Annotated in this window: 23 protein-coding genes; 6 read left to right on the forward strand and 17 right to left on the reverse strand. The window is 46.9% G+C overall.

Features of this window, described 5'->3' with window-relative positions:
* Positions 1 to 20: 20 nt before the first annotated feature.
* From pepF to MHB71_RS14840, 3 genes are all read left to right on the forward strand, one after another.
* Positions 21 to 1,811: an oligoendopeptidase F gene (gene pepF / locus MHB71_RS14830; protein ID WP_036609671.1), complete on the forward strand. Its 1,791-nt coding sequence runs from the start codon at positions 21 to 23 to the stop codon at positions 1,809 to 1,811.
* Between the two features lie 132 nt (positions 1,812 to 1,943).
* Positions 1,944 to 2,324 carry a lipopolysaccharide assembly protein LapA domain-containing protein gene (locus MHB71_RS14835; RefSeq protein ID WP_047842377.1) on the forward strand — a complete coding sequence of 127 codons (381 nt, stop codon included), beginning with the start codon at positions 1,944 to 1,946 and terminating at the stop codon, positions 2,322 to 2,324.
* Between the two features lie 113 nt (positions 2,325 to 2,437).
* Entirely contained in the window at positions 2,438 to 3,478 is a 1,041-nt protein-coding gene (locus tag MHB71_RS14840; protein ID WP_133384232.1) for a M42 family metallopeptidase, read from the forward strand.
* Between the two features lie 119 nt (positions 3,479 to 3,597).
* On the opposite strand, the gene MHB71_RS14845 is transcribed toward MHB71_RS14840, so the two are convergent.
* The 9 genes from MHB71_RS14845 to MHB71_RS14885 form a co-directional block, all read right to left on the reverse strand.
* Positions 3,598 to 4,536, reverse strand: a complete 939-nt coding sequence (locus MHB71_RS14845; RefSeq protein ID WP_340030029.1) for a hypothetical protein — start codon at positions 4,534 to 4,536, stop codon at positions 3,598 to 3,600.
* A gap of 160 nt (positions 4,537 to 4,696) precedes the next feature.
* On the reverse strand, positions 4,697 to 6,628 hold the full coding sequence (locus tag MHB71_RS14850) for an ABC-F family ATP-binding cassette domain-containing protein (RefSeq protein ID WP_340030030.1): 1,932 nt from the start codon (positions 6,626 to 6,628) through the stop codon (positions 4,697 to 4,699).
* A gap of 60 nt (positions 6,629 to 6,688) precedes the next feature.
* Positions 6,689 to 7,267 carry a TetR/AcrR family transcriptional regulator gene (locus MHB71_RS14855; protein ID WP_036609680.1) on the reverse strand — a complete coding sequence of 193 codons (579 nt, stop codon included), beginning with the start codon at positions 7,265 to 7,267 and terminating at the stop codon, positions 6,689 to 6,691.
* A 12-nt stretch (positions 7,268 to 7,279) separates the two neighbouring features.
* On the reverse strand, positions 7,280 to 8,089 hold the full coding sequence (locus MHB71_RS14860) for a DUF92 domain-containing protein (protein ID WP_076326951.1): 810 nt from the start codon (positions 8,087 to 8,089) through the stop codon (positions 7,280 to 7,282).
* 228 nt (positions 8,090 to 8,317) lie between these two features.
* Complete coding sequence (locus tag MHB71_RS14865) at positions 8,318 to 9,091, reverse strand: ABC transporter permease (RefSeq protein ID WP_340030032.1); 774 nt, start codon at positions 9,089 to 9,091, stop codon at positions 8,318 to 8,320.
* 17 nt (positions 9,092 to 9,108) lie between these two features.
* Entirely contained in the window at positions 9,109 to 9,885 is a 777-nt protein-coding gene (locus MHB71_RS14870; RefSeq protein WP_036670119.1) for an ABC transporter ATP-binding protein, read from the reverse strand.
* Between the two features lie 27 nt (positions 9,886 to 9,912).
* A complete protein-coding gene (locus MHB71_RS14875; protein ID WP_338708341.1) occupies positions 9,913 to 10,941 on the reverse strand; it encodes an ABC transporter substrate-binding protein in 1,029 nt (342 codons plus the stop codon).
* Between the two features lie 39 nt (positions 10,942 to 10,980).
* The gene (locus MHB71_RS14880; protein WP_338708340.1) at positions 10,981 to 12,429 is read right to left on the reverse strand and encodes an aryl-sulfate sulfotransferase; all 1,449 of its coding nucleotides are present in this window, start codon (positions 12,427 to 12,429) and stop codon (positions 10,981 to 10,983) included.
* 59 nt (positions 12,430 to 12,488) lie between these two features.
* Positions 12,489 to 13,046 carry a MarR family transcriptional regulator gene (locus MHB71_RS14885; RefSeq protein WP_074094440.1) on the reverse strand — a complete coding sequence of 186 codons (558 nt, stop codon included), beginning with the start codon at positions 13,044 to 13,046 and terminating at the stop codon, positions 12,489 to 12,491.
* A 386-nt stretch (positions 13,047 to 13,432) separates the two neighbouring features.
* On the opposite strand from MHB71_RS14885, the gene MHB71_RS14890 reads away from it, so the two are divergent.
* Positions 13,433 to 13,840 (forward strand): hypothetical protein, encoded by a 408-nt coding sequence (locus MHB71_RS14890; RefSeq protein WP_340030033.1) that lies wholly within the window; start codon positions 13,433 to 13,435, stop codon positions 13,838 to 13,840.
* A 122-nt stretch (positions 13,841 to 13,962) separates the two neighbouring features.
* Here MHB71_RS14890 and MHB71_RS14895 read toward each other — a convergent pair whose 3' ends face one another.
* From MHB71_RS14895 to hemE, 6 genes are all read right to left on the reverse strand, one after another.
* Positions 13,963 to 14,595, reverse strand: a complete 633-nt coding sequence (locus MHB71_RS14895; RefSeq protein WP_340030034.1) for a fumarylacetoacetate hydrolase family protein — start codon at positions 14,593 to 14,595, stop codon at positions 13,963 to 13,965.
* 46 nt (positions 14,596 to 14,641) lie between these two features.
* A complete protein-coding gene (locus MHB71_RS14900) occupies positions 14,642 to 15,394 on the reverse strand; it encodes a glycerophosphodiester phosphodiesterase family protein (protein WP_047842367.1) in 753 nt (250 codons plus the stop codon).
* A 24-nt stretch (positions 15,395 to 15,418) separates the two neighbouring features.
* The gene (locus MHB71_RS14905) at positions 15,419 to 16,840 is read right to left on the reverse strand and encodes a CapA family protein (protein ID WP_340030035.1); all 1,422 of its coding nucleotides are present in this window, start codon (positions 16,838 to 16,840) and stop codon (positions 15,419 to 15,421) included.
* 181 nt (positions 16,841 to 17,021) lie between these two features.
* Complete coding sequence (gene hemY, locus MHB71_RS14910) at positions 17,022 to 18,446, reverse strand: protoporphyrinogen oxidase (protein WP_340030036.1); 1,425 nt, start codon at positions 18,444 to 18,446, stop codon at positions 17,022 to 17,024.
* On the reverse strand, positions 18,446 to 19,396 hold the full coding sequence (gene hemH, locus MHB71_RS14915; RefSeq protein ID WP_253507249.1) for a ferrochelatase: 951 nt from the start codon (positions 19,394 to 19,396) through the stop codon (positions 18,446 to 18,448). Before hemH ends, hemY begins: the two co-directional genes overlap by 1 nt.
* Positions 19,389 to 20,453: a uroporphyrinogen decarboxylase gene (gene hemE, locus MHB71_RS14920; RefSeq protein WP_036609707.1), complete on the reverse strand. Its 1,065-nt coding sequence runs from the start codon at positions 20,451 to 20,453 to the stop codon at positions 19,389 to 19,391. Before hemE ends, hemH begins: the two co-directional genes overlap by 8 nt.
* 204 nt (positions 20,454 to 20,657) lie before the next feature.
* On the opposite strand from hemE, the gene MHB71_RS14925 reads away from it, so the two are divergent.
* Positions 20,658 to 21,869: an MFS transporter gene (locus tag MHB71_RS14925; protein WP_036609709.1), complete on the forward strand. Its 1,212-nt coding sequence runs from the start codon at positions 20,658 to 20,660 to the stop codon at positions 21,867 to 21,869.
* Between the two features lie 110 nt (positions 21,870 to 21,979).
* On the opposite strand, the gene MHB71_RS14930 is transcribed toward MHB71_RS14925, so the two are convergent.
* Positions 21,980 to 23,182 (reverse strand): cytochrome P450, encoded by a 1,203-nt coding sequence (locus MHB71_RS14930; protein ID WP_340030037.1) that lies wholly within the window; start codon positions 23,180 to 23,182, stop codon positions 21,980 to 21,982.
* Between the two features lie 486 nt (positions 23,183 to 23,668).
* Between MHB71_RS14930 and MHB71_RS14935 the strand changes: the two genes are divergently transcribed.
* A complete protein-coding gene (locus MHB71_RS14935) occupies positions 23,669 to 24,880 on the forward strand; it encodes an asparaginase (protein ID WP_340030038.1) in 1,212 nt (403 codons plus the stop codon).
* A 184-nt stretch (positions 24,881 to 25,064) separates the two neighbouring features.
* Here MHB71_RS14935 and MHB71_RS14940 read toward each other — a convergent pair whose 3' ends face one another.
* Positions 25,065 to 25,697 (reverse strand): O-methyltransferase, encoded by a 633-nt coding sequence (locus MHB71_RS14940; RefSeq protein ID WP_340030039.1) that lies wholly within the window; start codon positions 25,695 to 25,697, stop codon positions 25,065 to 25,067.
* Positions 25,698 to 25,808: the final 111 nt, after the last annotated feature.

Genomic DNA, 25,808 nt, shown 5'->3' on the forward strand with positions numbered 1-25,808 from the left:
ATCATCAAAGGAGGATTTCCATGAGTCAATTATTGAAACGTTCCGAGGTGCCGGCTGAACATAGCTGGAAACTGGAAGATTTATTTGCCGATCAGAAAGCCTGGGATCAAGAATATGAAGAAGTATCGTCTTTGACCAAGAAGGCCTCCGAATTCCAAGGCAAACTGAATCAACCTGATGTACTCAAATCTTGCTTCGAATTCGAAGATGAGATCAGCCTCAAAATAGAACGCCTCTTTGTGTACGCACGTATGCATCAAGATGAAGACACAGCGAATCCTACATATCAAAACCTGTCCCAAAAAGCCCAGAAATTAGGCGTACGGGTTGGTGAAGCACTTTCTTTTGTCACACCGGAGATTCTTTCCCTGCCGGATGATCAGTTGGACGCATTTATTGCGAACGAAAAACTTTCTGCTTATACATTTACGCTGGAAGAGATGAAACGCGAAAAAGCCCACGTTCTTAGCCAAGCAGAAGAGGCTTTGCTTGCACAGGTAGGCAACCTTTCACAAGCACCACAGACAATATTCAGCATGCTGAATAACGCCGATCTCAAGTTCCCAAGAATCAAGGATGAACATGGTAACGAAGTTGAGCTGACACACGGCAGCTACATTCAGTTCTTGGAGAATCCTAATCGCGAAGTTCGCGAACGTGCCTTCAAAGCGGTATACGAAACCTATGCCAAACAGAAGAATACAATTGCGGCTGCCTTGAATGCAAATGTAACCAAAAATATGTTCTACGCTAATGTACGGAAGTACCCTTCCGTAATGGAAATGTCCCTCTACGGAGATAACATTCCAACGGATGTGTATACGAATCTGGTAGATACCATTCACGAGAGCCTTCCGTTATTGCATCGTTATATGGACCTGCGCAAAAAGTTGCTGGGTGTGGATCAATTGCACATGTACGATCTGTTCGCTCCACTCGTAGACGAATACAAAATGGATATTACCTATGAGGAAGCGAAACAAACGGTTAAAGACGGTCTGAAACCACTCGGCAAGGACTATGCTGACGCATTGCAGACTGGATATGATAACCGTTGGATCGATATATATGAGAATGAAAATAAACGTTCAGGCGCATATGCTTGGGGCGCTTACGGCACTCACCCGTATGTCTTGTTGAATCACAAAGATAACCTGAACAGCATGTTCACACTCGCACATGAAATGGGTCACGCTCTGCATTCACATTACTCTGATACAACACTTCCGTATCGTGATGCCCAGTACACCATCTTCCTGGCTGAGGTTGCATCCACAACCAACGAAGCGTTGCTGATGGATTATCTGCTTAACAAATCAACAGATCCAAAGGAAAAATTGTATCTGTTGACCTATTATGCCGACCAATTCCGTACAACGGTATTCCGTCAGACCATGTTTGCTGAATTCGAGAAAATCATTCATGAACGTGCGGAACAAGGTGACGCATTAACACCACAATTGTTATCCGAGATCTATTATGATCTGAACGTTAAATATCACGGAGAAGGCATGGCTGTCGACAAAGAAATTGAAATGGAATGGGCTCGTATTCCCCACTTCTATAACAGCTTTTACGTTTACAAATATGCTACAGGCTTCTCCGCAGCAACAAGCTTTTCCAAGCAAATCCTGGAAGAAGGCCAACCGGCTGTTGACCGTTATCTTGGCTTCCTGAAGAGTGGTGGCAGTGATTACTCCATCAACATTCTGAAAAAAGCAGGTGTGGATATGTCTACACCACAGCCAATTCGTGAAGCTATGAGTGTCTTCAAGGAACTGATTGAACAGATGGAGCAACTAACCAAATAAGGTTGTCTTTCCATGTGACCTGCATCCCTTGCCCGTTTGGGCAGGGGATTTTATCATCATTGCAAGATGCAACATACCCGAATATGGGTAATGCATATCTAGTTCTCAATTGTTCAACAAGGAGGCAACACCATGAAAATGCAATGGGCACTCATAGCAGGTCTTGTTTTTGCACTGCTCACGGGAATCTTTGCGGTTATTAATGTGGATTCCGTACAAGTCAACCTGTTATTTAACACGGTACAAATCCCGCTGATCTTGCTGATTCTCGGCTGTACCCTGATCGGTGGAATTATTGTAGGGTCATATGGCATCTATCGCCAATACAGACTGCAACGCGAGAACAAACAATTGAAATTGCGTGTATCTGAATTGGAAAGTTCCGCGACAAGCAAATCTACGTTGGATTCTTTCAAATCGATGGATTCGCTTGACTCAAATGAATCCGACAGCCTATTGGAGAATGATTCGATCCAGAGTCAGCGCAAAGGAAACCCTACGGGAACACTGTAACCAATCAGAGACAGCCTGCTGGCGAGTCAGGAATGGTAGTATCACATTCTCTCCCCCAGACAGGCTGTATTTTGTTTCACACCATACCCATGATCCGAGGAGGAAATTACACAATGAGTTTTACAATTGATGAATCATACGTTCTGTCTTTTCTGAAAAAATTGCTGGATACACCAAGCCCAAGTGGTTACACACATCATATTATCGAGATGATCCGGAAGGAAGCAGCCGCACTGGGCATCGCCTGTGAGCTGAATAACAAGGGCGGTGCGGTGCTTACATTGCCCGGACAGGACTCTTCCAAGACAATCGCTTTAAGCGCTCACGTGGATACGCTAGGGGCCATGGTACGCTCGGTTACATCCTATGGCACATTGAAGCTTACCTCTGTCGGTGGCTTTTCGATGCAAAGTATTGAAAACGAATATTGCAGCATCCATACTCGGGATGGAAAGACATACACAGGCACCATTCTCTCCCTTCATCCATCTGTCCACGTTTATCCGGATGCACGTACCTTTGAACGGTCCGAGAGCCATATGGAAGTTCGAATCGATGAGGTCGTCTCCTCCAAGGAAGATGTGTTGAAACTCGGGATCTCTGTCGGCGACTTTATCTCCTTTGATGCTCGCGCAGTCATCACGCCGAGTGGTTATATCAAATCACGTCATCTGGACGACAAAGCCAGCGTGGCTGCCCTCTTTGGCATCCTTGAGTCTGCACATCGTGAAGGCTGGAAACCATTACATAACGTCTCTCTGCTTATCTCGAACTATGAAGAAGTTGGACATGGCGCATCATATATCCCTGCGGAAATCAGTGAAATGATCGCTGTAGACATGGGAGCTATGGGTGATGACCTGAGCTGTAAAGAAACCGACGTTTCCATATGTGCCAAAGATTCTTCTGGCCCGTATGACTATGATATGACTAGCCGTCTCATTGAACTGGCCAAACAAGATGGAATGGATTACGTCGTGGACATTTATCCCCACTATGGCTCAGATGGCAGTGCAGCATTACGAGGAGGAAACAATATCCGTGCAGCACTGATCGGTCCTGGAGTTCATGCATCTCATTCCATGGAGCGTACACATAAGGATGCTGTCCTGAATACGGCACGATTGCTCGCAGCCTACATTACAACCAAGTAAAACAGAATCATTGATCGACGAAATTGTCATGAATAATATCCACATGTTCGTCTAAGCAGAAGGCCCCTTCCAAGCACACAATTCGGTGTGCTTGGAAGGGGCCTTTGTTGTCATGTCTTTTAATCTGCCTGTTCGACATATGCATGATACTTACGATCCAATATCTCTAACTCTGCCTTATGGTCACGTATTTCATTTCTTAACACATGCATGGTTTTCCGAACCGCACTCAGTCCATCCTTCACCTGACGTTCGGCTTTGCGAATTTTGTCCTGAACCATCCAGTCCACGAAGAGGTTATCGAAGAAATAGTCTGCGAATGAAAGCAGACCTCCCAGATGCAGATCCGCGTGTACAGCCATCTCTACATCCTCCAGTTCCTTCTGAAAACGTCGTAGACGCTTACCTGCATCCATGATGGCGACCTGAGCGTCATCCATTCTTCCTCGCTTGATATGCGTGGAGATGACTCCACCGCCCATCATGTCATATATCCCCCAATTACCTGCCGAAGACAAAGCCTTCTCGGCACGTTCAAGAGCATAGAGCAGATATTCTCCCTCCCGGAAAGCTTCATCCAGTTCTTGTAGCTCGCTCGCCAGATGTTCCCGATTCTCAGCCATCTGTTGCAATTCCGCATCCTGGTCCAGCAGACGACCTTCCTTCTTCCCCCACAGAGCGTTGTAGTCACTCTGCCAGTACTGATACTGCCGTTGGCCCTCCAACTCCTGCTCCACATGAATTCGTTGCTCCTGTACGTCTTGTAACATGCGACAAGCGGTGTCGTATGCAGCCTTGCTCTCCATGAATTCCAGTTCTTCCTTCTCCAGCCGTTCTGTCTTTTTGCCAATCAATTGATAGAAAAATGCTGACAATGTCATACTGTTCAGTCGATCAACGTCCTTCTGCTCCTTCTGGAGATGCTCCAGACGACGTTTTACCTTTGCTTCCCATTCGCTTTCCTCCGTTTGAAGCTTCTCCAGACGTTTGGTCCATTTCTCGTAAATTCTCCCCTTTTCCTTGAGCACTGCCAATTGTTCATTAATTTCCTTATACATAAGTGTGGTGTTCTCTCCCTTCTATGGAATTCTTTACTTATAAAACGTTATGAACATACAGAACGTTTCACTTTAATCCGCAAATTTGCAGACAAAAAACGCCCTCTCCTCCTATGCGACATAATGTCACGAAGGAAAAAGGGCGATGGTTAACCATAAATCAAGACTTGCTCTGTTCAATCTGCTCTGCAAGTTCATTCAGAACGGTCCAGCGTTCCATCAATTCATCCAGATGACGCTCAGCCTCAACCTGCTCCGCCATCAACTCCTGCAGACGGGCAGAATCACTAAATGACTCTTCCATCTCTTTGTTAATCCGGACAAGATTGGCTTCAGCCTTCTCAATATTTTCATCAATCTGGTCGTATTCACGTTGCTCCTTAAAGCTGAATTTCAACTTCGGTTTAGCCGCTGACACAGCAGGCGTCGTTTTCTCCGATGACTGCTTCACCTTCGCTACTCCTGTATCACTCTCTTGATTAGTTCCAGGCGCATTTTTCAGCATCCATTCCGCATATTCACTGTAGTCGCCGACGTGTACACGTACAGCACCGTTGCCCTCAAAAGACAAAACTTTATCCACAGTACGATCAAGGAAATAGCGATCATGGGATACGACAAAAACAACACCAGGAAAATCGTCCAGATAGTCTTCAAGTACAGCGAGTGTCTGGATGTCCAGATCATTCGTCGGCTCATCCAGCAGCAATACATTTGGAGCAGCCATCAGCACACGCAGCAGATACAGGCGACGCTTCTCTCCACCAGACAGACGTGAGATTGGCGTCCACTGGGATGCCGGGGTAAACAAGAACCGCTCCAGCATCTGGGATGCTGTAATCAGAGAGCCATCGGCCGTTTTCACATTCTCGGCCACTTCTTTAATATACTCAATCACACGAAGAGATTCGTCCATCTCCTGATGTTCCTGTGTGAAATAACCCAGATTGACCGTAGGACCAACGTCAACCACACCTGCATCGGGTTCCAGCTTGCCAGATATCATCTGAAGCAACGTGGACTTACCACTACCGTTCGGTCCGACAATCCCTACCCGATCTCCAGGTACAGCAATATAACTCAGATCTTCGATCAGCGTGCGGCCACCCACGGATTTGGAAAGATGCTCGATCTCCAGAATCTTTTTACCCAAACGAGTGGAGCCAACGGATACTTCCAATGAACCCGAGCGCTGGACTCCTTGTTGGTCTTTGAGTTGTTCGAAGCGATCAATTCTCGCTTTTTGTTTCGTCGTCCGAGCCTTGGCACCACGACGAATCCATGCAAGCTCCGTCCGAAGCAAATTCTTACGCTTCTGTTCCGAAGAAGCTTCCCGTTCTTCGCGCTCCGCCTTCAGTTCCAGGAAACGTGTATAGTTCGCTTCGTATCGGAACAAACGTCCATGATCCAATTCCAGCATGACATTCGCCACACGATCCAGGAAATACCGATCATGCGTAATCATAAGCAGTGCGCCGCGGCGCTTCTGCAAGTACTGCTCCAACCAAACGACCGAATCATTATCAATATGGTTCGTAGGCTCATCCAGAATGAGCAGTTCACAAGGATGAATCAGTGCAGCAGCAAGTGCTACCCTTTTGCGTTGTCCACCAGACAATGTGCCCATCAGTGCATCGAATTGACGAATACCCAATTTGGACAAAATGCTCTTCGCTTCACTCTCCATCTGCCAGAGCTGAAGCTGCTCCATTTGCTGATTCAAACGTAATAACCGCTCTTGCAACGCTGGATCGGACGAATTCAGTTCCAATAATTCCATCGTTTCCGTATATTCGCGCACGGTTTTCATTTCCATGCTGTCACCTTCGAATACTTGTTGCAGTACCGTATTATCCGGATTGATATCCGGATTTTGCGCCAGGAACTGAATACGTACGTCATTACCGATCGAGATCTGTCCCGCGTCTGCAGGTTCCATACCAGATATCACACGCAAAAACGTGGATTTACCGGTTCCATTTACCCCAACGACACCAATCTTGTCCTGATCAGCCATACCAAATGAAGCATCCTTGAACAATATTTTTTCGCCATAACTTTTTGCAATTTGCTCTACCGTCATTATGTTCATTGCTCGTACCCACTTCTCTGTGAATTAAAATTCAATATTACGTACATCCGCGCACTTACTTTAAACTTGTAAAAAAGAACGGCATCCGTCCAGAAACAATGCTGCTGCAAAAGCAATTCGTTTGTTCAGATGTTCCTCATTAAACTCCGGATTCAACATGATATCCATCTTCAGCCGGTCCAGAATTCCAATGTAGGCTTCAGCGAGCAATACAGGCTCAGGTACACTTGCACTTTCCAATACCTCACACACCATACTCATGTATTGATTCATAAATGCCTTCATGAATTTCATCAGATCCGGATCATTATTGGGTGCCATAAAAAAGAGCTTGGTATGATTGCGGCGCTCATAATAATACGTAAGGTGGGTCTTGGCTATTGCTCCAAGTTTATCACCTGTGTTCTCATACGAGTTCAAAGCATATTCAAGACGGCTGATAAAACTGTTACAGTCCCGCTTGGATACTGCGATAAATAATTGTTCCTTGCTTTTGAAATATAAATAAATGGTGCCTTTTGCGATGCCGGCTTCGTCTGCAATATCAGACATTTTGGTCTCATAAAAACCTTTCGAGCCAAAAATACCATAGGCCGCATCCAAAATAGCCTCCGATTTGTCTCCCTGTACAGTGCTCAAATGTACTCCCCCTTACAACGCCAAAATGTTACCTAAACCAATCGCCACACATCCGCCGATCACCGAGCTAAGCACGTTCACCAGGTCGTTACTCATCCATGCCCAGCCACGAGCCCGAACCGTTGGATGCCCGCAATGTTCATGTACCTCAACTTCACGGCCACACACAGTACAACGATACATCATCTGCACCGTTGCGCCCAGATAGGAATCGGCAAAAGCCCCTGCCAACCCGCCTGCAAGACCGACAAAAGTCCAACTAAACAGACTAAGCCCTTCTATCCCGGCGATCCAGGAAAACAAGAATGCTCCCGCACCAATCAGACCCCCGCCTACGGCTGCAGCCACGGTGCCAAGAAGTGAGACACCTCCTGAAGCACCTGGCGTAAGTACCTTCCACGTGAGAACAGAGCGCGGCGGCTTGCGACTGAGACTCCCAATTTCGGTTGCCCATGTATCCGATGTAACGGTAGCCATTACACCAATGAAAGCATACACCCATGCCGGATGTGGAAATATCCAGTATCCCAGACATAGGAACATACCCATTCCACCATTAGCCATCACTTGTCCGGCATCCCGATTTCCTGACTTGGCATAGGATTTCTCCAGCTCCTGCTTCCGATCTTTACGAAACCTGGAGAGCAACGTTGAAGTAATGAAAAACAACAATAACGTGCCAAACCAGAACAGGTTACCCGCTCCGTAATATATCGTTCCCATCATGATGGCTGCCAGGCAGCCAGACAAGGTTAGCGACTTTTTCGCATAGGCAGCACCTGCCACCATAGAAGCGCATACGGCGCCAATAATCCAATCCATAATGTCTCCTGCATGCAGCGTATGTACAGCCCGCATGACGTTTATTGTATTTTTGAAATTCAATTATACCACGGTTTGATCCCAATGCCGAAACTCCTTACGCCAGCACACAAAAAACCTGTTTTGGCCTCGTGTAGAAGTGCCAAAACAGGTTTTTGATCAAACGTTAAAACAAGATACCCTCCCTCTTCAAGTAACGTCTGGAATTCGGTGTTCCCAGGTTCTGTTTCAGACCCGCTTCGCTCCTCCAATGACCCCATATCGGTAGAGTACTCTGCGACCAAACCAGTTGAACAATCGATCCGTCAGGAATCCCATAAAACCCAGGGAAATCAGCCCGACAAAGATCCAATCTGTTCGGAAAAAGAGTCTGGAATTCCAGATTAAGTAACCCACTCCCTCATTCGAGGCAATCATCTCAGCACCGATTATGGCCATATACGAGGTTCCCATCGCCAGTCGCACACCCGTGAAGATATACGGGGTTGTCGCCGGAACAATCACATGCAGCAGAATCTGCCGTTCATTGGCTCCCATACTGCGGGCCAACCGGATTTTGTCCTCTTCGACGGAGAGTACACCTGTCAGTGTATTCAATACAACAATGAAGAAGGTTGCGTACATAATAAGCGCGATCTTGGATTGTTCTCCAATACCGAACCACACCAGAAATAAGGTAATAAAGGCGATCGGCGGGATAAAACGTATAAAGTTAAGGAACGGTTCCGCGAACAGCCGGATGAGATGAACTTTACCAATAATCAGCCCTACCGGGATAGCAATGATGCTTCCGAGTACCCAGCCCGCCAGTACACGAGTGAAGCTGATTCCGATATACTCCATCAGCGTACCGTCAGCAATCAGTTCGCGTGCTCCCAGGATCGTCTGCCACGGACCAGGGATTACGTCAGGCCCATAGATGAGGGCACCGAGCTGCCAGATTAAGATGACCGTTACCCATAGAAGCGGGATAGACACCCATTTTTTCTCCAACCATTTCATCTTGTATATCACCTCAATTATTCTTCAAAGTGGCCTTGAATCCGGTCGTACAGGGTGTTGAACTCAGACGAGGCGATGTTCCTCGGGTAAGGTAAGTTGTTGTGGTAAATATCCGTTATATTCGAAGCCGGACCTACAGACATAATGCCTATGCGCTCACCAAGCAATAACGCCTCCTGAATATCGTGTGTGACAAAGATAACGGTTTTATGGGTTTCTTTCCAAATATTAACCAGTTCTTTCTGCATGGTCCGCCGCGTCATGGCGTCCAGCGCACCGAATGGCTCATCCATCAGCAAGATCGCCGAGTCATTCGCAAGTACGCGGGCCAATTGAACACGCTGCTTCATACCACCTGATAGTTCTTTTGGAAATTTCCCCTCATGAGCACTCAGTCCCACAAGCTGGATGTAACGATCAGAGATCTCACGTCGTTGTGTCTTAGGCACCTTGGACATTCGAAGTCCGAATTCAACATTTTCCCTCACAGTTAGCCATGGAAAGAGAGAAGAATCCGCCTGCTGGAATACCATTGCCCGATCCCTGCCCGGTCTGTCGATCTCCTTGTTATCCACCTTGAGCTGTCCGCCCGACTTGGAGATAAAACCCGCAATCATATTCAGCAGCGTTGACTTGCCACACCCACTGGGACCAAGCAGGACAAAGAACTCTCCTCCCTTGATAACCAGATCGACATCCTTAATGATATAATGCACATCCCCATTGGTCGGGGCATGATACGTTTTCCGAAGCTGTTCAATATGAATGGTATGCTGAGTTGCAGGTAAGGACATAACGGACACCTCCCATTTCAATATAAATTATTTACTATATGTCACTTTATCCGGCAGAGCCTGCTGGAGAGAAGTCAGATCGAGTTTGGAGTCGAGATCAAAATCCTGTTCGATGATTCCAGTGTCCACCATATATTGCTTCTGACCTGCCAAACTATCATAAGCAGCCTGCGTAAATCCAACTTCCCATGGATTGATCGGAAGGTCTTTCAACGTGGCATCTTTAGGCTGTTTGGTCTCTTGATACATCAGATCCGCAACTTCTTCAGGATGCGCTTGAGCATACGTGGATGCTTCATCCAGCGCCGCAAGGAAGTCACTGATCTTTTCAGGGTTTGCCTGGATGAATTCATCACTCGATACCACTCCCATACCAAGGCGTATAGGGGTCTGAGACATATCCGTCAGCTGATGTACTCCTTCGAGTGCATCGAATTTATCGGTTAACGCGGAACCTATAACCCAAGCGGCATCAAGGTCTCCCTGTTTCAGTGCGATGTAGGCTTCATCAAAAGCCCCCTGACCAATTTGCGTCACATCACTCAGCGCCACCCCCTGATCTTTCAAATATTCATCCCATAGATACGGAATAAATGTGCCTCGAATGAAACTCACTTTCTTGCCCTTCAAATCCGCTCCACTCTGAATATCCTCCCTTGCATACAGCTTCCAGGCGGCTGCCGCTTCATCCGTAGTCTGGCCTGCAGAAGCGATGACTGAATATTCCCCTTTAGACAAAGCATTTAATACAGGGAAGTCCGCCCCGTACGCAATATCTACCTGTTTGATAAATAGTGCATTTACACCTTCAGCCGGTGAGCCAAACGTAATACTCTCTGCATCAATGCCCCGGTTTTCAAAAAAACCTTTGGCAATGGCTACCCTGAACGTTGGATTCGTACTTGTATCTGCGATTCGAATTTTTACATTATCGGTATTCTTGCCGGTAGCATCTTTTGCTCCAGATCCTGCTGCGTTTGAACTGCATCCGGATAATAGGAGTGCCGTTGCCAGAAATAATATCAATATGCCAGTTACTATGGATGGTTTTCTCACAATATACACCCCATTCGATCTAGTCATGATTCTTGACGCTTAACCGTCCGACTTGCCTTCATCCGACGTTGCCACACAGGCTGCACCCTCCACAAATGGAAGAGTTATCTCTACGCTCACGATGGATGCAGAACCTTTGGGTGCTGCTCCCGGGACCCTGTAGGTGGAGACATCAATGACTTCGATGGCAACTTCCTGCGGTTTCTCCAACTGCGGAACCCACTGATAAGGAACTCGATATGAGCGATAGACCATATTGGTATTCCGCCCATCTGTGTACGGGGAGACATACTCCCAGACCAGCTCATGCTCCGCTGTGACTTCAAACAATCTGCCATTGGAACCCTCGGTTATTAGGGTGTTGCCGTTAGGTAAACGCTGGGCGGAACTGATGTATGGGCTATAAAATTTATAAGAATCCGTCGGAACCGAGAAACCTGCTTCTGCCGAGGTATATTGCCAGACAATCTCCAGGGTGACCGGGTTAATCTCCAGTACACGGGAGTGATCACGAATCGCATGTTTCAATCCAAATGGAGAAGCCGGATTTGGAAGGCCGTAACCTGCCCACCCGCCATTGTCGAATACGAGCAAATTCCCTTCACCCGGTAGACCTTGGGGAATAATATGTGCATGATGCTGCCCGATAATTGTGCCGATGTTTTTCACTTCAGGTGAAGTATAGTCTGGCCCTAATCTCCACACGATCTTTCCACTCTGTCTGTCTGTAATGGCGATAATGTTGGCCTCCCTGGCATCCCAGATAATATTGTCGGGGTGGAACCGTTCGTCTCCTTCCTCATAGAAACGGTTGGGTCCGACATAAGAAGCAGAATTAATATGTAACCAGTCACCAACACCACCACCCAGATGACCGAAAGAACGTGTATTCGGATCACGGAACAGGACATTTCGAGCAGCTTCATCAAAACCTAATTCTTCAAAATGTTCGTTAGGCAGCCACTCCCAGAGTACCTTCCCTTCCCAATCCACTTCGATAATGGCATCATCAAGCAATGGCTTATCTGAAATTTGAGGGTTACTCACATTTTTGTGAGCCAGAATAAGTGTTTTACCACTCTTCGTCTTTGGCGCAAGGCCAGGTGCATAATAACCTACCGGATTCCCCTCACGCTGATAATCATGATGCTGGCGGGCATACCATAGTGGCTCATACCCCGGATCTTCGATGTGTTCGTAGCTATTGTATTTCCATACAATGTTGCCGTCCCAATCCACCTGAACCAGATCGACATTATCCTGAATACCGAACTTCGGATCTCTCCGACCCGTGCTGCCCAGCACGTAGCCGCCAGGTAATATTTTGGCCGGAAAACCTAACAATCCTTTCCACAGGTGAACCTCCTTGCCATTCATATCGATCAATACTACGCCTTCCTCACCTGCCTGATAAACGGTATAACCGCCCCAAGCCTTATCCGGATTGTATAACGTCGCTCCAGTTGGATATATTGTTGAGTGTCCCATTGATCATCTCTCCCCTAGAATGTTTGTGGTATATCAAATGTCGTTACTTTGACCCAACCTCAATAACTGAGATAGTTCCTCTTCCCGGTATTTTCCCGTTGCTTCTGCTCAAGGTCACTTGCGGAGGACCGATCATGTTCTTGTATCCCGTTGCTCTCCGCCAATTCCAGCACCGTATCCGAGAACCCCTCCAGATTCGCTACTACCCGCTCGTAGAATTGACTTTGCTGCTCCAGTTCCTCACTCGTAAAACCCTCAAACAGAAGCGTGATACATCGGGCACCTATATTGCTGTTTCTCGCATACATCTCCCGACCGCTGGATGTGATGTCCAGTAAAACCGTCCGGCGATCGTCTTCCTTTCGTCTGCGGATGGTGAGTCCCTTTTTTTCCAACTTATCGGTTAGAGCAGTAATGGCACCGGATGTAAAGTCCAACTGTTCTGCCAGATCTCCAAGCCGCTGTTCTCCCTCACGAATGATTTTGTGCAGGATAAGCATGCCTGGCAGGCTGATACCTTCTACAGAGATGCGATCCCGCTCTTTGACAAATCGTCTGACCATTTTGCGAAATAACCAATCCGTCCGCTCCAACGCTTCCCAGTCTCTATCACTCATTTCATAACCTCCCTGATCGTTTGAAGCTTCAATAAAGATACGAAAAAAGGCCCCCGAGGACATTCCTTAGAGGAGTAGTCCCGGGAGCCTTTGGTGGTCCAATCAGCTCAATGCAGTTTTCAGTTCAAATTAGTTCACTGTTCATTTAATGAGTATTAAAATAATTGAGATTATCATATAACCAACTAACCCAACCTGTCAAGTGAGAATTAAAATATAGATCTACTTTTACCGTCATTACCCGCTGGTTTGAAATTACTTATCCTGTTTTAAGTTTCACTTCAGGTTTCCCGTTTACACTATTCTCAGATCGAAACATCAACAACTACATCTACGACAAGCTACGATTCAGTTCGTACTCAACTACAGAAATGAGGATTATCCATATGAATATGAAAAGAGTCATTATTATAGGCACAATGATTGTCACTATGTCCTTCGCTGGAACAGCATGGGGCCAATCCGCCATCTCTCCCATACCTACTGCTAAATGGTCCATCGTTGACTTGGACACTCGTGAGGGAAGCAGTGATGAGCTGCTCGACGCTCTGAATCAGGCTTCAGAAGCGGATCTGTACCAGGAACTGTACAACGGCAAGTCACTGAGGACGATTACGGAAGAAAACAACGGGAATTTGGATGAGGTCATCGCTATACAAGTAAGACAGCTCAGAGAGCAGTTGGATGAACGGCTCGCAAATGGAAGTATCAGCTCGGAGCAACATGCTGCACAACAAGCTGAACTGGAAGAGTTGGTCACACAGAGCGCAAATACAGCATACAGCTTGGCGTAAATTAGTAGCGTATCCGTACGATGAAGGTATAAACATATATCCACGATAACACAGCAAAAAGGAGCGTATTCACGCCCCTTTCTTGTACCCTACTCACCTCAAGCAGGTATGATGTGTAATCCTTATTGTGCTACCCCAATCGTGCAGGCACCCAAGGATTCGCCGTCCCATGCCAGTTCGAGCACATCTCCTGCTTGTGTTGGTCCAACACCTTCAGGTGTTCCTGTAAAAATGACATCGCCCGGCCCCAGGCCGTAATGGTGACCTACATAATCCACAATATCTTGTAAACTGAAGATCATGTTACGAATGTTACCACGCTGGACTTCCTCACCATTTTTGGTCAATGTAAAGTCTTTCTCAAGTAAAGCTGCCGCACCCGGGAATGCCTGAAATGCAGTAACCGGAGCGGAATTTCTGAACCCTTTGGCCGCTGTCCATGGGTGGCCTTTTTTCTTAATCACGCTCTGTACGTCACGTAACGTAAAATCAACACCAAATGCATACGCCTCCACCAGCTCATCTACCGCCATACCTGGCTCATAACTCCGGCCGATTTGCACGACCAGTTCAGCTTCATAGTGAACTTCACCCTTGCTAGCAGGCAATTCAAGCGTTTCACCATTCAGGGGCACGACTGCATGAGAAGGTTTCATAAAGATCATTGGCTCATCCGGAACCGCGTTACCCAATTCTTCCGCATGAAGTTTATAATTGCGTCCTACACAGTATACATTGCGAATGTTAGTCAACATGGGTATATTACCACCTTTATCGGATTCATTAGTGCATATAGTAAAGTTAAGGTCTGAAAAATCGGCTGCTCGTCTCCTGAAATGCCAGCTCCCATACGTCAGGACGGTTCGTACATAACATGAGTTCTGGATCAACCGCCGCCAGTTTCTTCATAATGGTCTTGTCATCCACTGTCCAAGCCATCACCCGAATGCCTGCACTCCGCATCTCGTTCATTAAGGATTTGTCTACATTGGTGTATCCAATCGAGAGGAATGTACAATTCATCTGCCGCAGGGCGGTTAACAGATCGCCTGGTCGTGCATCGATAATCAGCCCTGTCTGGATCTCCGGTGCAAGTTTCTTCACTTCGATCAGAGCGGCTGGTTCAAATGAGGTGATCACAACATCATTTTGCATATGTCTTTTTCTCACTTCATGTATAACAGCCGCAGGCAGACCCGGGTACATGTCTCCCTGCGTTTTCAGTTCAATGTTCAAACGTACTCTGCCGCACGAGCGATCTAACAATTCACTCAGCGCCGGAATCCGTTCGCCTTTGTAAGACTTGTTTTTCCATGCTCCGGCATCCAGACGTTGCAGATCAGCCCAATCAGTTTCCCGAACCAGACCCTTGCCATTTGTCGTGCGATCCACTGTAAAATCATGAATGACCACTGGTACACCATCACGCGACAACTGCACATCCAGCTCCATCCACTGAACTTCAGGCCGCTCCATGGCCATCAGGAATGCAGCCATCGTATTCTCTGGTGCAATAGAAGAAAATCCACGGTGTGCTACACAAAGGTTGTTCATTCGATTCCCTCCTCAAAAAGGTTTTTAATTAGGCGAAGCGACTCCATTCCCATCATATCGAATACCCGGGGAGAGCTTTGCCATCTGTTCCAACAGCAGTTTGTTCGCCTCATCAATCATTGGAATGGCCTGACCTAGCCCGGCCTCATAAGGGATAACTTTCATGCTGCAAGCTGCATCTTGACTACAGCGAGCCTGAAATACCGCCGTTTTCCAAGTCTCTTCGGTTGTTGATCTGGAGAAAATGAAATTTCCCGTACTGTATGCAATCCACTTCCCCTTATAGTACTCCAACCCTTGCAACACATGAGGATGACCACCTATGACCAGATCAGCGCCAGCATCTACAAACTCATGAGCCAATCGGGTCTGGTCACTATTCGGAGTACTTACACGTTCTTCTCCCCAATGTGCAACCACGATCACCAGATCAGCCTTCTTACGGGCCTCCTGGATCGCTTTGACTGCTCCTGTAGAATCATAGGCTTCAGCCACGCCAGCCCGATTGCCTTCCGCCTTCCAACTCGTTTCCGGTACAACTCGGGAGAACCCAAGCAATGCAATTTTCATGCCTTTGCGTTCCAGATATGCTGGTGCATAGGCCTCATCCCTGTTCATACCTGCCCCGGTGTGAGCTATGCCATATTCCTTGAGATAAGTTAACGTATCCACCAAGCCCTCTACGCCCTGATCCAAAATATGATTGTTAGCCAAATTGACAGCATCAAAACCCGCAGAGGCCATTGCCGCCAATGCTTTGGGCGAAGATTTGTACACATAGGTTTTGTCAGCTGCACTGGTACCACCATGAGTTATTGGTGTCTCCAGGTTACCGATGGTAAGATCATCATCCTTGAATAATCTGCCGAGTTTGGCAAAGGGATAATCATAACCGTTCTTATCCAGCAGTTCAGCAACTTTGCCCGAGAATTGAATATCACCAACAAAGTTAATCGTGACATCCTTCGCTGAATTGGAAGGTTTCGACGTCCCTGATTGCTGATCCGCACCTGCATTTCCCTTTGTGCCGGACGGTGTCGAATCTGCCGTAGGTTTTTTCGTTCCGGATTCTACTTTCTCACTATTGGTATTGCTTGAAGTGTCAGGTGTCGCTACTCCAGATGTCTTATCTGCATCCGCTGTTGTCTCTTCATCCGTAGCTTCGTGTTCTTCTTCCGAAGTCTCATCAGATTCCGAGTCTGGAGAAGTTACTTGATCGCCGCCTTTGGCATCGTCTCCAATGGAAGGCTGATCCTGATCGACGATTTCTTGTTTCACCGGCTGGTCTGCCTGTTGCTGACGTGTATTAATGACATAAAAAATGCCCACCAGACCAATTGCAATGATCAATACAATATTAACTGTCCAGATGATTGTGATTGTATTGCGGGTGCGTTTACTACCTTTTTTCTTCTTTACACTTCGCTCTGATCTTGGGGGATACATAAGCAACTCCTCTTCTTCACAGCCATACATACCATTATATCAGGCATATTCTGGATTTCCATCATTCCTTGGAACTGTATCGATTGAAAGGGTATGAACTCAGTTAGCTTCCAGATCTTCACATAAAAAAGCCATCTCTCCAGTAGATAATTCTACGTTTGAGACAGCTCTCTTGCTGTACTTAATCTGCTGCAAGCTCTTGTGTAGCCTGAACAGACATTTCCTTCGCTTGTCTGATGCAATCAGGCAAACCTACGCCCTCATAACCTGCACCTGCAATGTACACACCCGGTAATTTGCTGCCAAGCTCCTCACGGAGGGCAGCAATATGTTGGAGGTGTCCCACCGGATACTGTGGCATGGATTTACGTAGCCTTGTAATCTCGGAGAAGATCGGCACTGCTTCAATACCCATCGTCTCTCTCAGATCCTTGAGAACGAGATTCGTCAGCGCTTCATCCGGAAGCTCTACGTTCTGTTCGTCACCGGAGCGACCAACATAACAGCGAAGCAGTACTTTATCATCGGGACTGGTATGCAGCCATTTCGTCGATGTCCACGTGCAAGCCGTAATATTACGGCCCTCTTTCCGCGGAACAAGGAAACCCGATCCATCGAATACATGCTCGACCTCTTTTTTCTCAAAAGCAAGCACCACATTGGCTACAGATACATAGTTAATCGCATCCAGTGCCGCTGTATCGACGTGAGGCTTCAGCAGCCCCGACGCAACATATGTTGGCACAGTAACCACTACATCATCGGCTTCAAGCATTTCGCCATTATCCAGTTCAACACGGTATCTGGTTTGTGCTGCATCAAGACGTTGCAGTGACTTCACCGCGGTGTTCAGACGTTGATCCACATCCTGCAGTTCATGTACGAGGGCGTGAACAAGGCTCTGCAACCCCTGGCGAAAGTTCAGAAAGGCACTTCGTTTTGTTCCGGTATGCGTCTCAGCCGGTTTGCGACCCGTCATCATGCCCCGGATCAAGCTGCCGTAATCGCGCTCTACTTCTCCGAACTGCGGGAAGGTAGCCTGGAGGCTCAATCGCCGCATATCACCTGCATAGATTCCCGCGAGCAGTGGTTCCGTCAAGTTCTCCAGCACTTCTGCTCCAAGACGGCGTTCAATCATATAACCGAGCGATTCATCCTCTGTTGTACGACGCGGCGGGATGACAAAATCCATCAACGCCCGCAGTTTGCCTGCCGGAGAGACCAGTCCACTTCTCAAGAATGGTCTTAGTTCTGTCGGGATACCGAGCACAAGTCCTGCTGGCATAGGATGAAGCTTGCCACGCTGCATGATATACGTTTTCTTCGACTCCGGATTCTGACTTACCAATTCATGATCAATCTCCAATTCTTTGGCAAGATCAATCATTGCTGTTTTGCGAGCCAGGAAAGAATCCGGCCCTTTTTCAATCACAAATCCATCCCGGTGCAGTGTCTCAATCATGCCTCCCATGGACGAGCTTTTCTCGACCAAAGTAATCACGGGTTCAACGCCCGCTTCCCGGTAATGCTTGCGGATATAAAATGCCGCGCTGAGGCCGGTAAGGCCACCGCCGACAACAACAACACGGCGTTTCTTATCACCCATTACTCATCCGACCCTTGCTGCCATTGGCTTATAATAACGTCGCTTAACGTCTCCATGTATAGAGGATCGCTATTGAGAGAGTCAATACGCATCAGGCGCATGTCGATCTCTTTGGCAATCGATTTGGCCTCGATATCGAGATCATAGAGCACTTCGAGATGATCCGAGACAAACCCGATTGGTGCCACCAGCACATCCTCTACCTGTTCACGAGAAAGCTCCTGTAACGTATCCAGAATATCCGGTCCAAGCCAAGGCTCAGCTGTTCGTCCGGCACTCTGCCACGTAAATTGCCAATTGGTTATGCCTACACGTGAGGCAATCACTTCTGAAGTCTCCAGCAATTGTTGCGGGTATGGATCACCCATCTCCACAATACGCGCCGGCAGACTGTGCGCACTAAACAACACCTTCACATCTCCGCGTTTTGCTCCAGCTTCTTCGAACGCATCCAGCTTGGCACTGACACGTGTGGACAACGCCTGAATTAACTTTGGATGCAGATGATAACTCTCAATAAAGGACATATGAACGCCCAGCTCTTCTGCTTTTTCACGCGCACGTTTGATATAACTGCCTACACTCATCGTGGAAAAATGAGGAGCCAGTACAATACCAATCGCTGTCTGAATTCCATCCTTCGCCATCTGCTCCACGCCATCCTCAATAAACGGATAGGCATGCTTCAGTCCTTGATAACAACGGAATTCCACCTCAGTGCCACGCTCATCGCGGTTTAATGTCTCTTGAAGGGCCTTGACCTGATTGTCTGTGTTCTCCCGAAGTGGGAAAACACCGCCAACAATGGCTTCATAACGATCCGTCAGTTCTTTCAATTGCTCTGGTTCAGGCGGACGTCCTCTGCGGATATGTGTGTAATACGCTTCAACACTCTCCATATTTTCCGGTGTGCCATACGACATCACCAGTACACCTACAGTATTAGTCATTGGTTACCGTCACCCCACTCTTCATTGCTTCGGCAGAATATTCATGAATATACGCCGTTAGTTCTCTGAGCTTCTCTAGCGATGCTTCAGGAAATAATCCGTGTCCGAGGTTGAAAATATAACCCGGCTCCTTGATTCCTTCGTCAATAATCACTTTGGCTTGCTCCTTGATCAGTTCCATCGGGGCAGTCAGCAAATATGGGTCCAGGTTACCCTGTACTGCAAATTTGCCACCAAGACGTTGACGCCCTTCCGAAATGGATACTCTCCAGTCGAGTCCAATCACATCGGCTTGCAGATTATGCAGTGCTGGCAACAACTCACCGGATGCAACACCAGGGAAATAAATCTTCGGTACATTCAAATCCGATAATTCGGTAAAGATACGGGTAATCGTAGGCAACACATATGTTCTGAAGTCTTTGGGAGAAAGTGCTCCAACCCAGCTGTCAAACAACTGGAATGCCTTACCGCCATTTGCAATATGCGCACGGACATATGTAATAACCATATCACCAAGCTTCTGCATCAGCTTATGCCACACCTCAGGCTCGCTGTACATCATCGTTTTGGTGCGGATATAACCTTTCGAAGGTCGTCCTTCAATCAGATAACTCGCAATCGTGAATGGTGCGCCCGCAAACGTAATAAGAGGCACATCAAGCTCCTTATCCAGAATTCGAATGGTTTCCAGAATATGTGACAGATCTCCTTCTACGTCGATGGGACGCAGCCGATCCACATCTGCAGCGGACCGAATAGGATTATCGATAACTGGACCAATATTTTTTACAATGTCAAAATCAATGCCCAGAGAGGCAACCGGATTCATAATATCGGAATACAAAATAGCCGCATCTACACCAAGTTTGCGTACCGGCATGAGTGTAACTTCAGCCGCCAGCTCGGGTTGTTTGCAGATTTCTAGCAAGGAGTACTTTTCTTTAATTTTGCGATATTCAGGATCGTAACGTCCAGCTTGACGCATGTACCATACCGGGACACGGTCTACCTGTTGTTTAAAACTTGCCCGAATCAGTCGATCATTATAGCTCATGTAAGAAGCCTCCAATAGTTTTTGGACTCATAATTACCATTATGCCCTTTTTAAACAGCCGTAACAACCACATGCAGATGCGTTCTACGTGACAATACTATGACATTCCTTACACCCATCCCTCATATGCCAATTATGTTATAATGAAAGAATGGTGTTTTTTTGAGAATTACAGAAATATCTTTGAAAGGAAGTGAAAGCACTTTGAAAACGTGGAAAGTAAACCTCATTGTGCTTTGGTTCGGACAATTTTTGGTCAATTCGGGCATGACCATGATTACCCCATTTTTGTCTCTTTATCTCGCAAGAGATCTGGGTGTTGTTGGCGAACATGAAATTGGCATATGGGCGGGGTTTATTTTTGCAGCCAATTTCCTCACCTCATTTTTGTTCCAACCGCTCTGGGGCAAGTTATCGGACAAGTATGGCCGAAAAGTAATGCTACTGCGTTCGGGATTCGGGATGGCCATCGTAATTGCCCTTATGGGTCTGGCACAGAATCCTTGGCAGCTTCTCTTATTGCGTTTGCTTAACGGTACCATCTCCGGTTTCAATCCTGCAGCTGTTGCACTGATATCGGGTACCACTCCGAAAGACCGCATGGGTTTTGCCATGGGAATCAGTCAGTCCGGGCAGGTTGCCGGCACCATCCTGGGTCCACTCATTGGTGGATTGTTAGCGGATGCGGTAGGCTTCCGCCCCATTTTCTACATTACAGGTGGACTGATCTTTGTTGCTTCCATGCTTGCCATGTTCCTGGTGAGAGAGAAGTTTGACCGTCAAGAAGCAGCCAAACTACCGGCACAATCCGTATTATCCGGTCTGAAGGAATTGAACAAGTCACCTCAACTGCCCGCACTGTTTGCTGTGACGTTTCTGTTGCAGTTTGCGATGATTAGCCCCATGTCACTCTTGCCGCTGTATGTGCAAAAATTGCATGCTTCGGATGTAAATGTGGCCTTCTGGGCAGGACTTGTCGGTGCAGTTACGGGACTATCCAATATGGCCATGTCTCCGATTCTCGGGAAGCTGAGTGACCGGATTGGTCCTCACAAGGTGCTGACGTTCTCTCTCATAGGAACAGGACTCATGCTTATTCCGCAGGCATTTGTTCAGACCGTGTGGCAGCTCATTCTTGTTCGTTTCATGATGGGTGTGTTCATGGGTGGCTTGCTTCCGAGCGTTAATGCCCTGATCCGTTCCTATACATCCGATAGCATGATCAGCCGTGCATTCAGTTTTAATACGAGTACTCTGGCGCTGGGCAACATGCTTGGAGCGATCATTGGAGGATTTATGGCAGGTTTCATCGGGATCGAAGGTCTGTTTATCGTCTCTGGCGGACTGTTACTACTCAATATGGTTTGGGTCCGATTCAAATTGTATAACAAACCTGCTTCTATTCCGGAATCCTGATTCCCTATCATTTCTTAACTAGTCGATATAAACGTTTTATCAGAAAAAGCCGCTTCCAGCGCCTAATGGGCCTGAAAGCGGCTTTTGTCATTCATGTGCCATTCATTTAATTATTTATTTATTAGATTGTATTGTATCGGATAATGTTTCACACCAAACACAAAGGCACTTTGTATCGGTTGCAGAGCCGTTCCCGGCATAAGTTGAATGTTTCCCATGTGCTGAAGCAATGTATGAAGAACTACCCTTGCCTCCAATCGAGCGAGTGGTGCACCCAAACAAAAATGAATGCCAAAACCAAAGCCCATATGCCTGTTAGGTTTGCGATCAGAGATGAAGTCTTCCGGGTTTTCAAATTGGGCACTGTCCCGATTGGCTGCTCCAACCCAGGAAATCACCTGCTCTCCAGCTTGAATCGTCTGACCATTCAACTCTACAGTTTCCTTGGCGACCCGCCCAATCGCCACAATTGGCGGATAATATCTCAACGTCTCTTCAATCGCAGAAGTAATCCGCTCAGGATGTTCGCGCAACTCCTGTTGTAGCTCGGGTTGTTCAGACAGAATACGAACCGCATTGGTAATCAGGTTGGTTGTTGTTTCATTACCGGCAGCAAGTAAGAGAATACAGAAGCCTACCACTTCATCTGAAGTCAATTTCTGACCATCAATCTCCGCAGCAAGCAGTAATGAGATCAGATCATCTTTTGGCTGCAACCGACGTTCTTCCATAATGCCAGTGAAATAGATATGCAACTCCTGCATATTTCTTTTTTTCTCCTCCAATAACTCCTGGAAGGCCTGCTCACTATCATCACGCGCGCCTTTCACCAATACATCAGACCAGTCTTTGAACTTTTGACGATCCGTCGCAGGGACTCCGATCAATTCCGCAATGACAATGACGGGCAATGGTGTTGCAAGGTCATCGATAAGTTCCATATGTCCTTCTGACAGGTGTGGAGCAATTAACTCATCTGTGATTTCCTGAATACGCGGAGCCAATGCTTCAATTGCCTTGGGTGTAAACGCCTGGTTCACCAGATCACGCAGCTGTTTGTGTTTGGGAGGGTCTGTCGTCAACATGCTCGTATTGGCACGATCACGTGCAGAAGAGAATAGTTTCGGATTTTTCAGAACATACTTCACATCTTCATAACCAAAAACATCCCAACATTCTCGATGCTCATCATAGCGGACTGGAGTGTTATCACGAAGTTCTGCATACACCTTGAAGGGAGATAACCTCTCTTCCAAAGTCTCCAGTTCCCGAATCGGAATGTAATTTGCATACTTTCTCGGTGCCTGTTTCATCGTTTCTCCTCCAATCAATATTATATATTTATTTACATATGGTGATCACCCCTATTATAAACATAACTCTATTACGAAACCACTCTTTAGACCGTAATTGATCCCCATTACCTAATATGCGTTACTATCATCCTCTCATTCTGTTACCTACTTCTGATATGAGTCCCAATTCGACATTCTTTTATTGAAATTCTTCATTTTATCAGGACAAAAGACTCATTATGTAATGTTAACTAACATTAAAAGGGTTTATTTTCCTTCAAAATTACTAAAACCAGCTCTTATATATCTCTAGCAAAATGAATATTCTTTCGTAATTCCTCATAAATAATCATTTTACTCTCATTATCTACGAATGTAATCGATTACTCTACCATTATCTATGCTTGTCATATTATTTAACATGAAATACAATCAATTTGAAATGGTATACATATTCTTCTTAACAAACTTAACATCACACTTACTTGAAGGAGAGTGCTATTCATGAGTAAAACATCCAATCTTCGTCCCTGGGCCGTATGGAGTACCGCAGCTTTAACAGCATTGACCATCTCGTTGTCCCCCATTGGAACCTACGCCGCGCACGCAGCTACGGTAGAGGTGAAAGGCACAACAGGTGCTGTTCAGACAGCAACTACTACTCCAGCTCGCAATACTTCCATCCCTGCAATACCAGACTCTTCCAAACAATCTGCACTTCCTAATGTATTGGTGATCGGAACTGGCGGAACGATTGCTGGTCAATCCGAGGATGCCACCAGCTTCCAGAATTACAAGGCAGGCACACTTCCCATTGGAGAGATGGTAGATGCCTTACCGGATAAACAGAAGATTGCTGATGTTAGCACACTCCAATTCGGAAACTCAGGTTCAGGTTCCTATAGCATGACCGACCTCTATGACTTGTCGCAGACGGTAGACAAAGCTCTGGCAACGTATGACAGTGTTGTCGTTACCACGGGTACAGATACAATGGAAGAAATCGCTTATTTCCTCGATATGACGGTTCAGAGTGACAAACCTGTCGTGATCACAGGCTCCATGCGCCCATGGACCGTCATCGGTTCTGACGCTCAAGCCAATCTGTACAACGCCATCAAACTTGCAGGTAGTGGTCGTACCACCTCATTTGGCACAGTACTCATGTTGAATGACACAATCCAGCTTGCTCGCGGTGTAACCAAGACAAATGATTATCGAACAGATACGTTTGAAACGCCGATGCTCGGCGCTGTAGGATATATTGATGAAGAAAATATCCGAATCTACCGTGCTCCTGCACGTGCCTTGAAACCTGAAGGCACAGCAAAGCCCGTATTTGATCTAAGTAAAATCACAAAGGCAGATCTGGCCAAAGTAGAAATCGCGATCTCGTATCAAGAAGCTGGCGGCGGAGCCATTGAAGGATTCGTGAGCAGCGGTGCCAAAGGAATTGTGACTTCCGGTACCGGAGCTGGCGGTATCTCCAGAGCTATGGGACAAGCTCGTACCAAAGCCATTGAAGAAGGTGTCATCTTTGTGACCACCACTCGGACGGGTTCAGGAAGTGTGTACGGTGGCAGCAAAGGTATCATTGCAGGCGACAACCTGAGTCCACAACAAGCTCGTGTATTATTGATGCTGGGCTTGTCCTTCAGTGATGATTTTGACACCATCAAAAAATGGTTTGAAACGTACGGAACACCTGAAGTATAAATAAAACTACTACAACAATATCTGTAAATACAAAGAAAGAGACGATACTCCCTGTGATTCAAGGTGTGTCGTCTCTTCTTTGTGTGTTTTTAGAAAACTCCGTACAGCATCACGATCCACCTCACAAGCATAAAAGCGTGAGATCGTGTTCCATCGGAGTTTTATCTTTAGGAAATATCCACTTTTACTTCACCCAGGCAAGTACCAGCCCATCGTAATCCGGCAACATGGTCGTCACCAGGCGCGGGTCACTTGCCATCTGTTCATTGAAGCGACGAACAGCCAGCACGGCCGGGCCCTGCTTGTCCGGATTCAGCGTACGACCACGCAGGAAACAATTATCACCTACGATGACAGCACCTGGCCTAGCCAGCTTGATGGCATAATCAAGATATACCGGATAATTCTCCTTATCTGCGTCAATAAAGAAAAAATCAAATGTGCGACCTTCCTGCTCCAATTGCTCCAGGCTGTCTGCCGCCGGGCCAATACGGTACTCCACCGTTTCGCCAAAACCGCCTTCTTCCAGATGACCACGCGCCATTGCTGCATATTCCTCTTTCAGTTCCAGAGACGTCAGGGTTCCACTCTCACGCAATCCGCGTGCAATGCAGATCCCACTGTAACCGCCCAGCACGCCGATTTCGAGCGCAGCTTCTGCTTTGGATGTCTTCGCTAGAAACGTGAGCAGACGTCCATATGCCGCCGCAACCGAAACTTCCGGCATACCGTTCGAACGGATGGCCTCTTTCACTTTCAGCAAAAGGTCATCCTCTTGAAATAATTGATTTACATATTCATCAGGGGTCAGATTCACCACTAAAATCCTCCTTGGACACTTGGACTGCTTTCCATATGGATGCCAATGTTCTATAATAAATGTTTGTTATCAACACAGGCGGTTGACTGGTGCATCACCTCGAAAGAG

The organism is Paenibacillus sp. FSL H7-0940, assembly GCF_037979415.1.
Classification (GTDB): Bacteria; Bacillota; Bacilli; order Paenibacillales; family Paenibacillaceae; genus Paenibacillus; species Paenibacillus amylolyticus.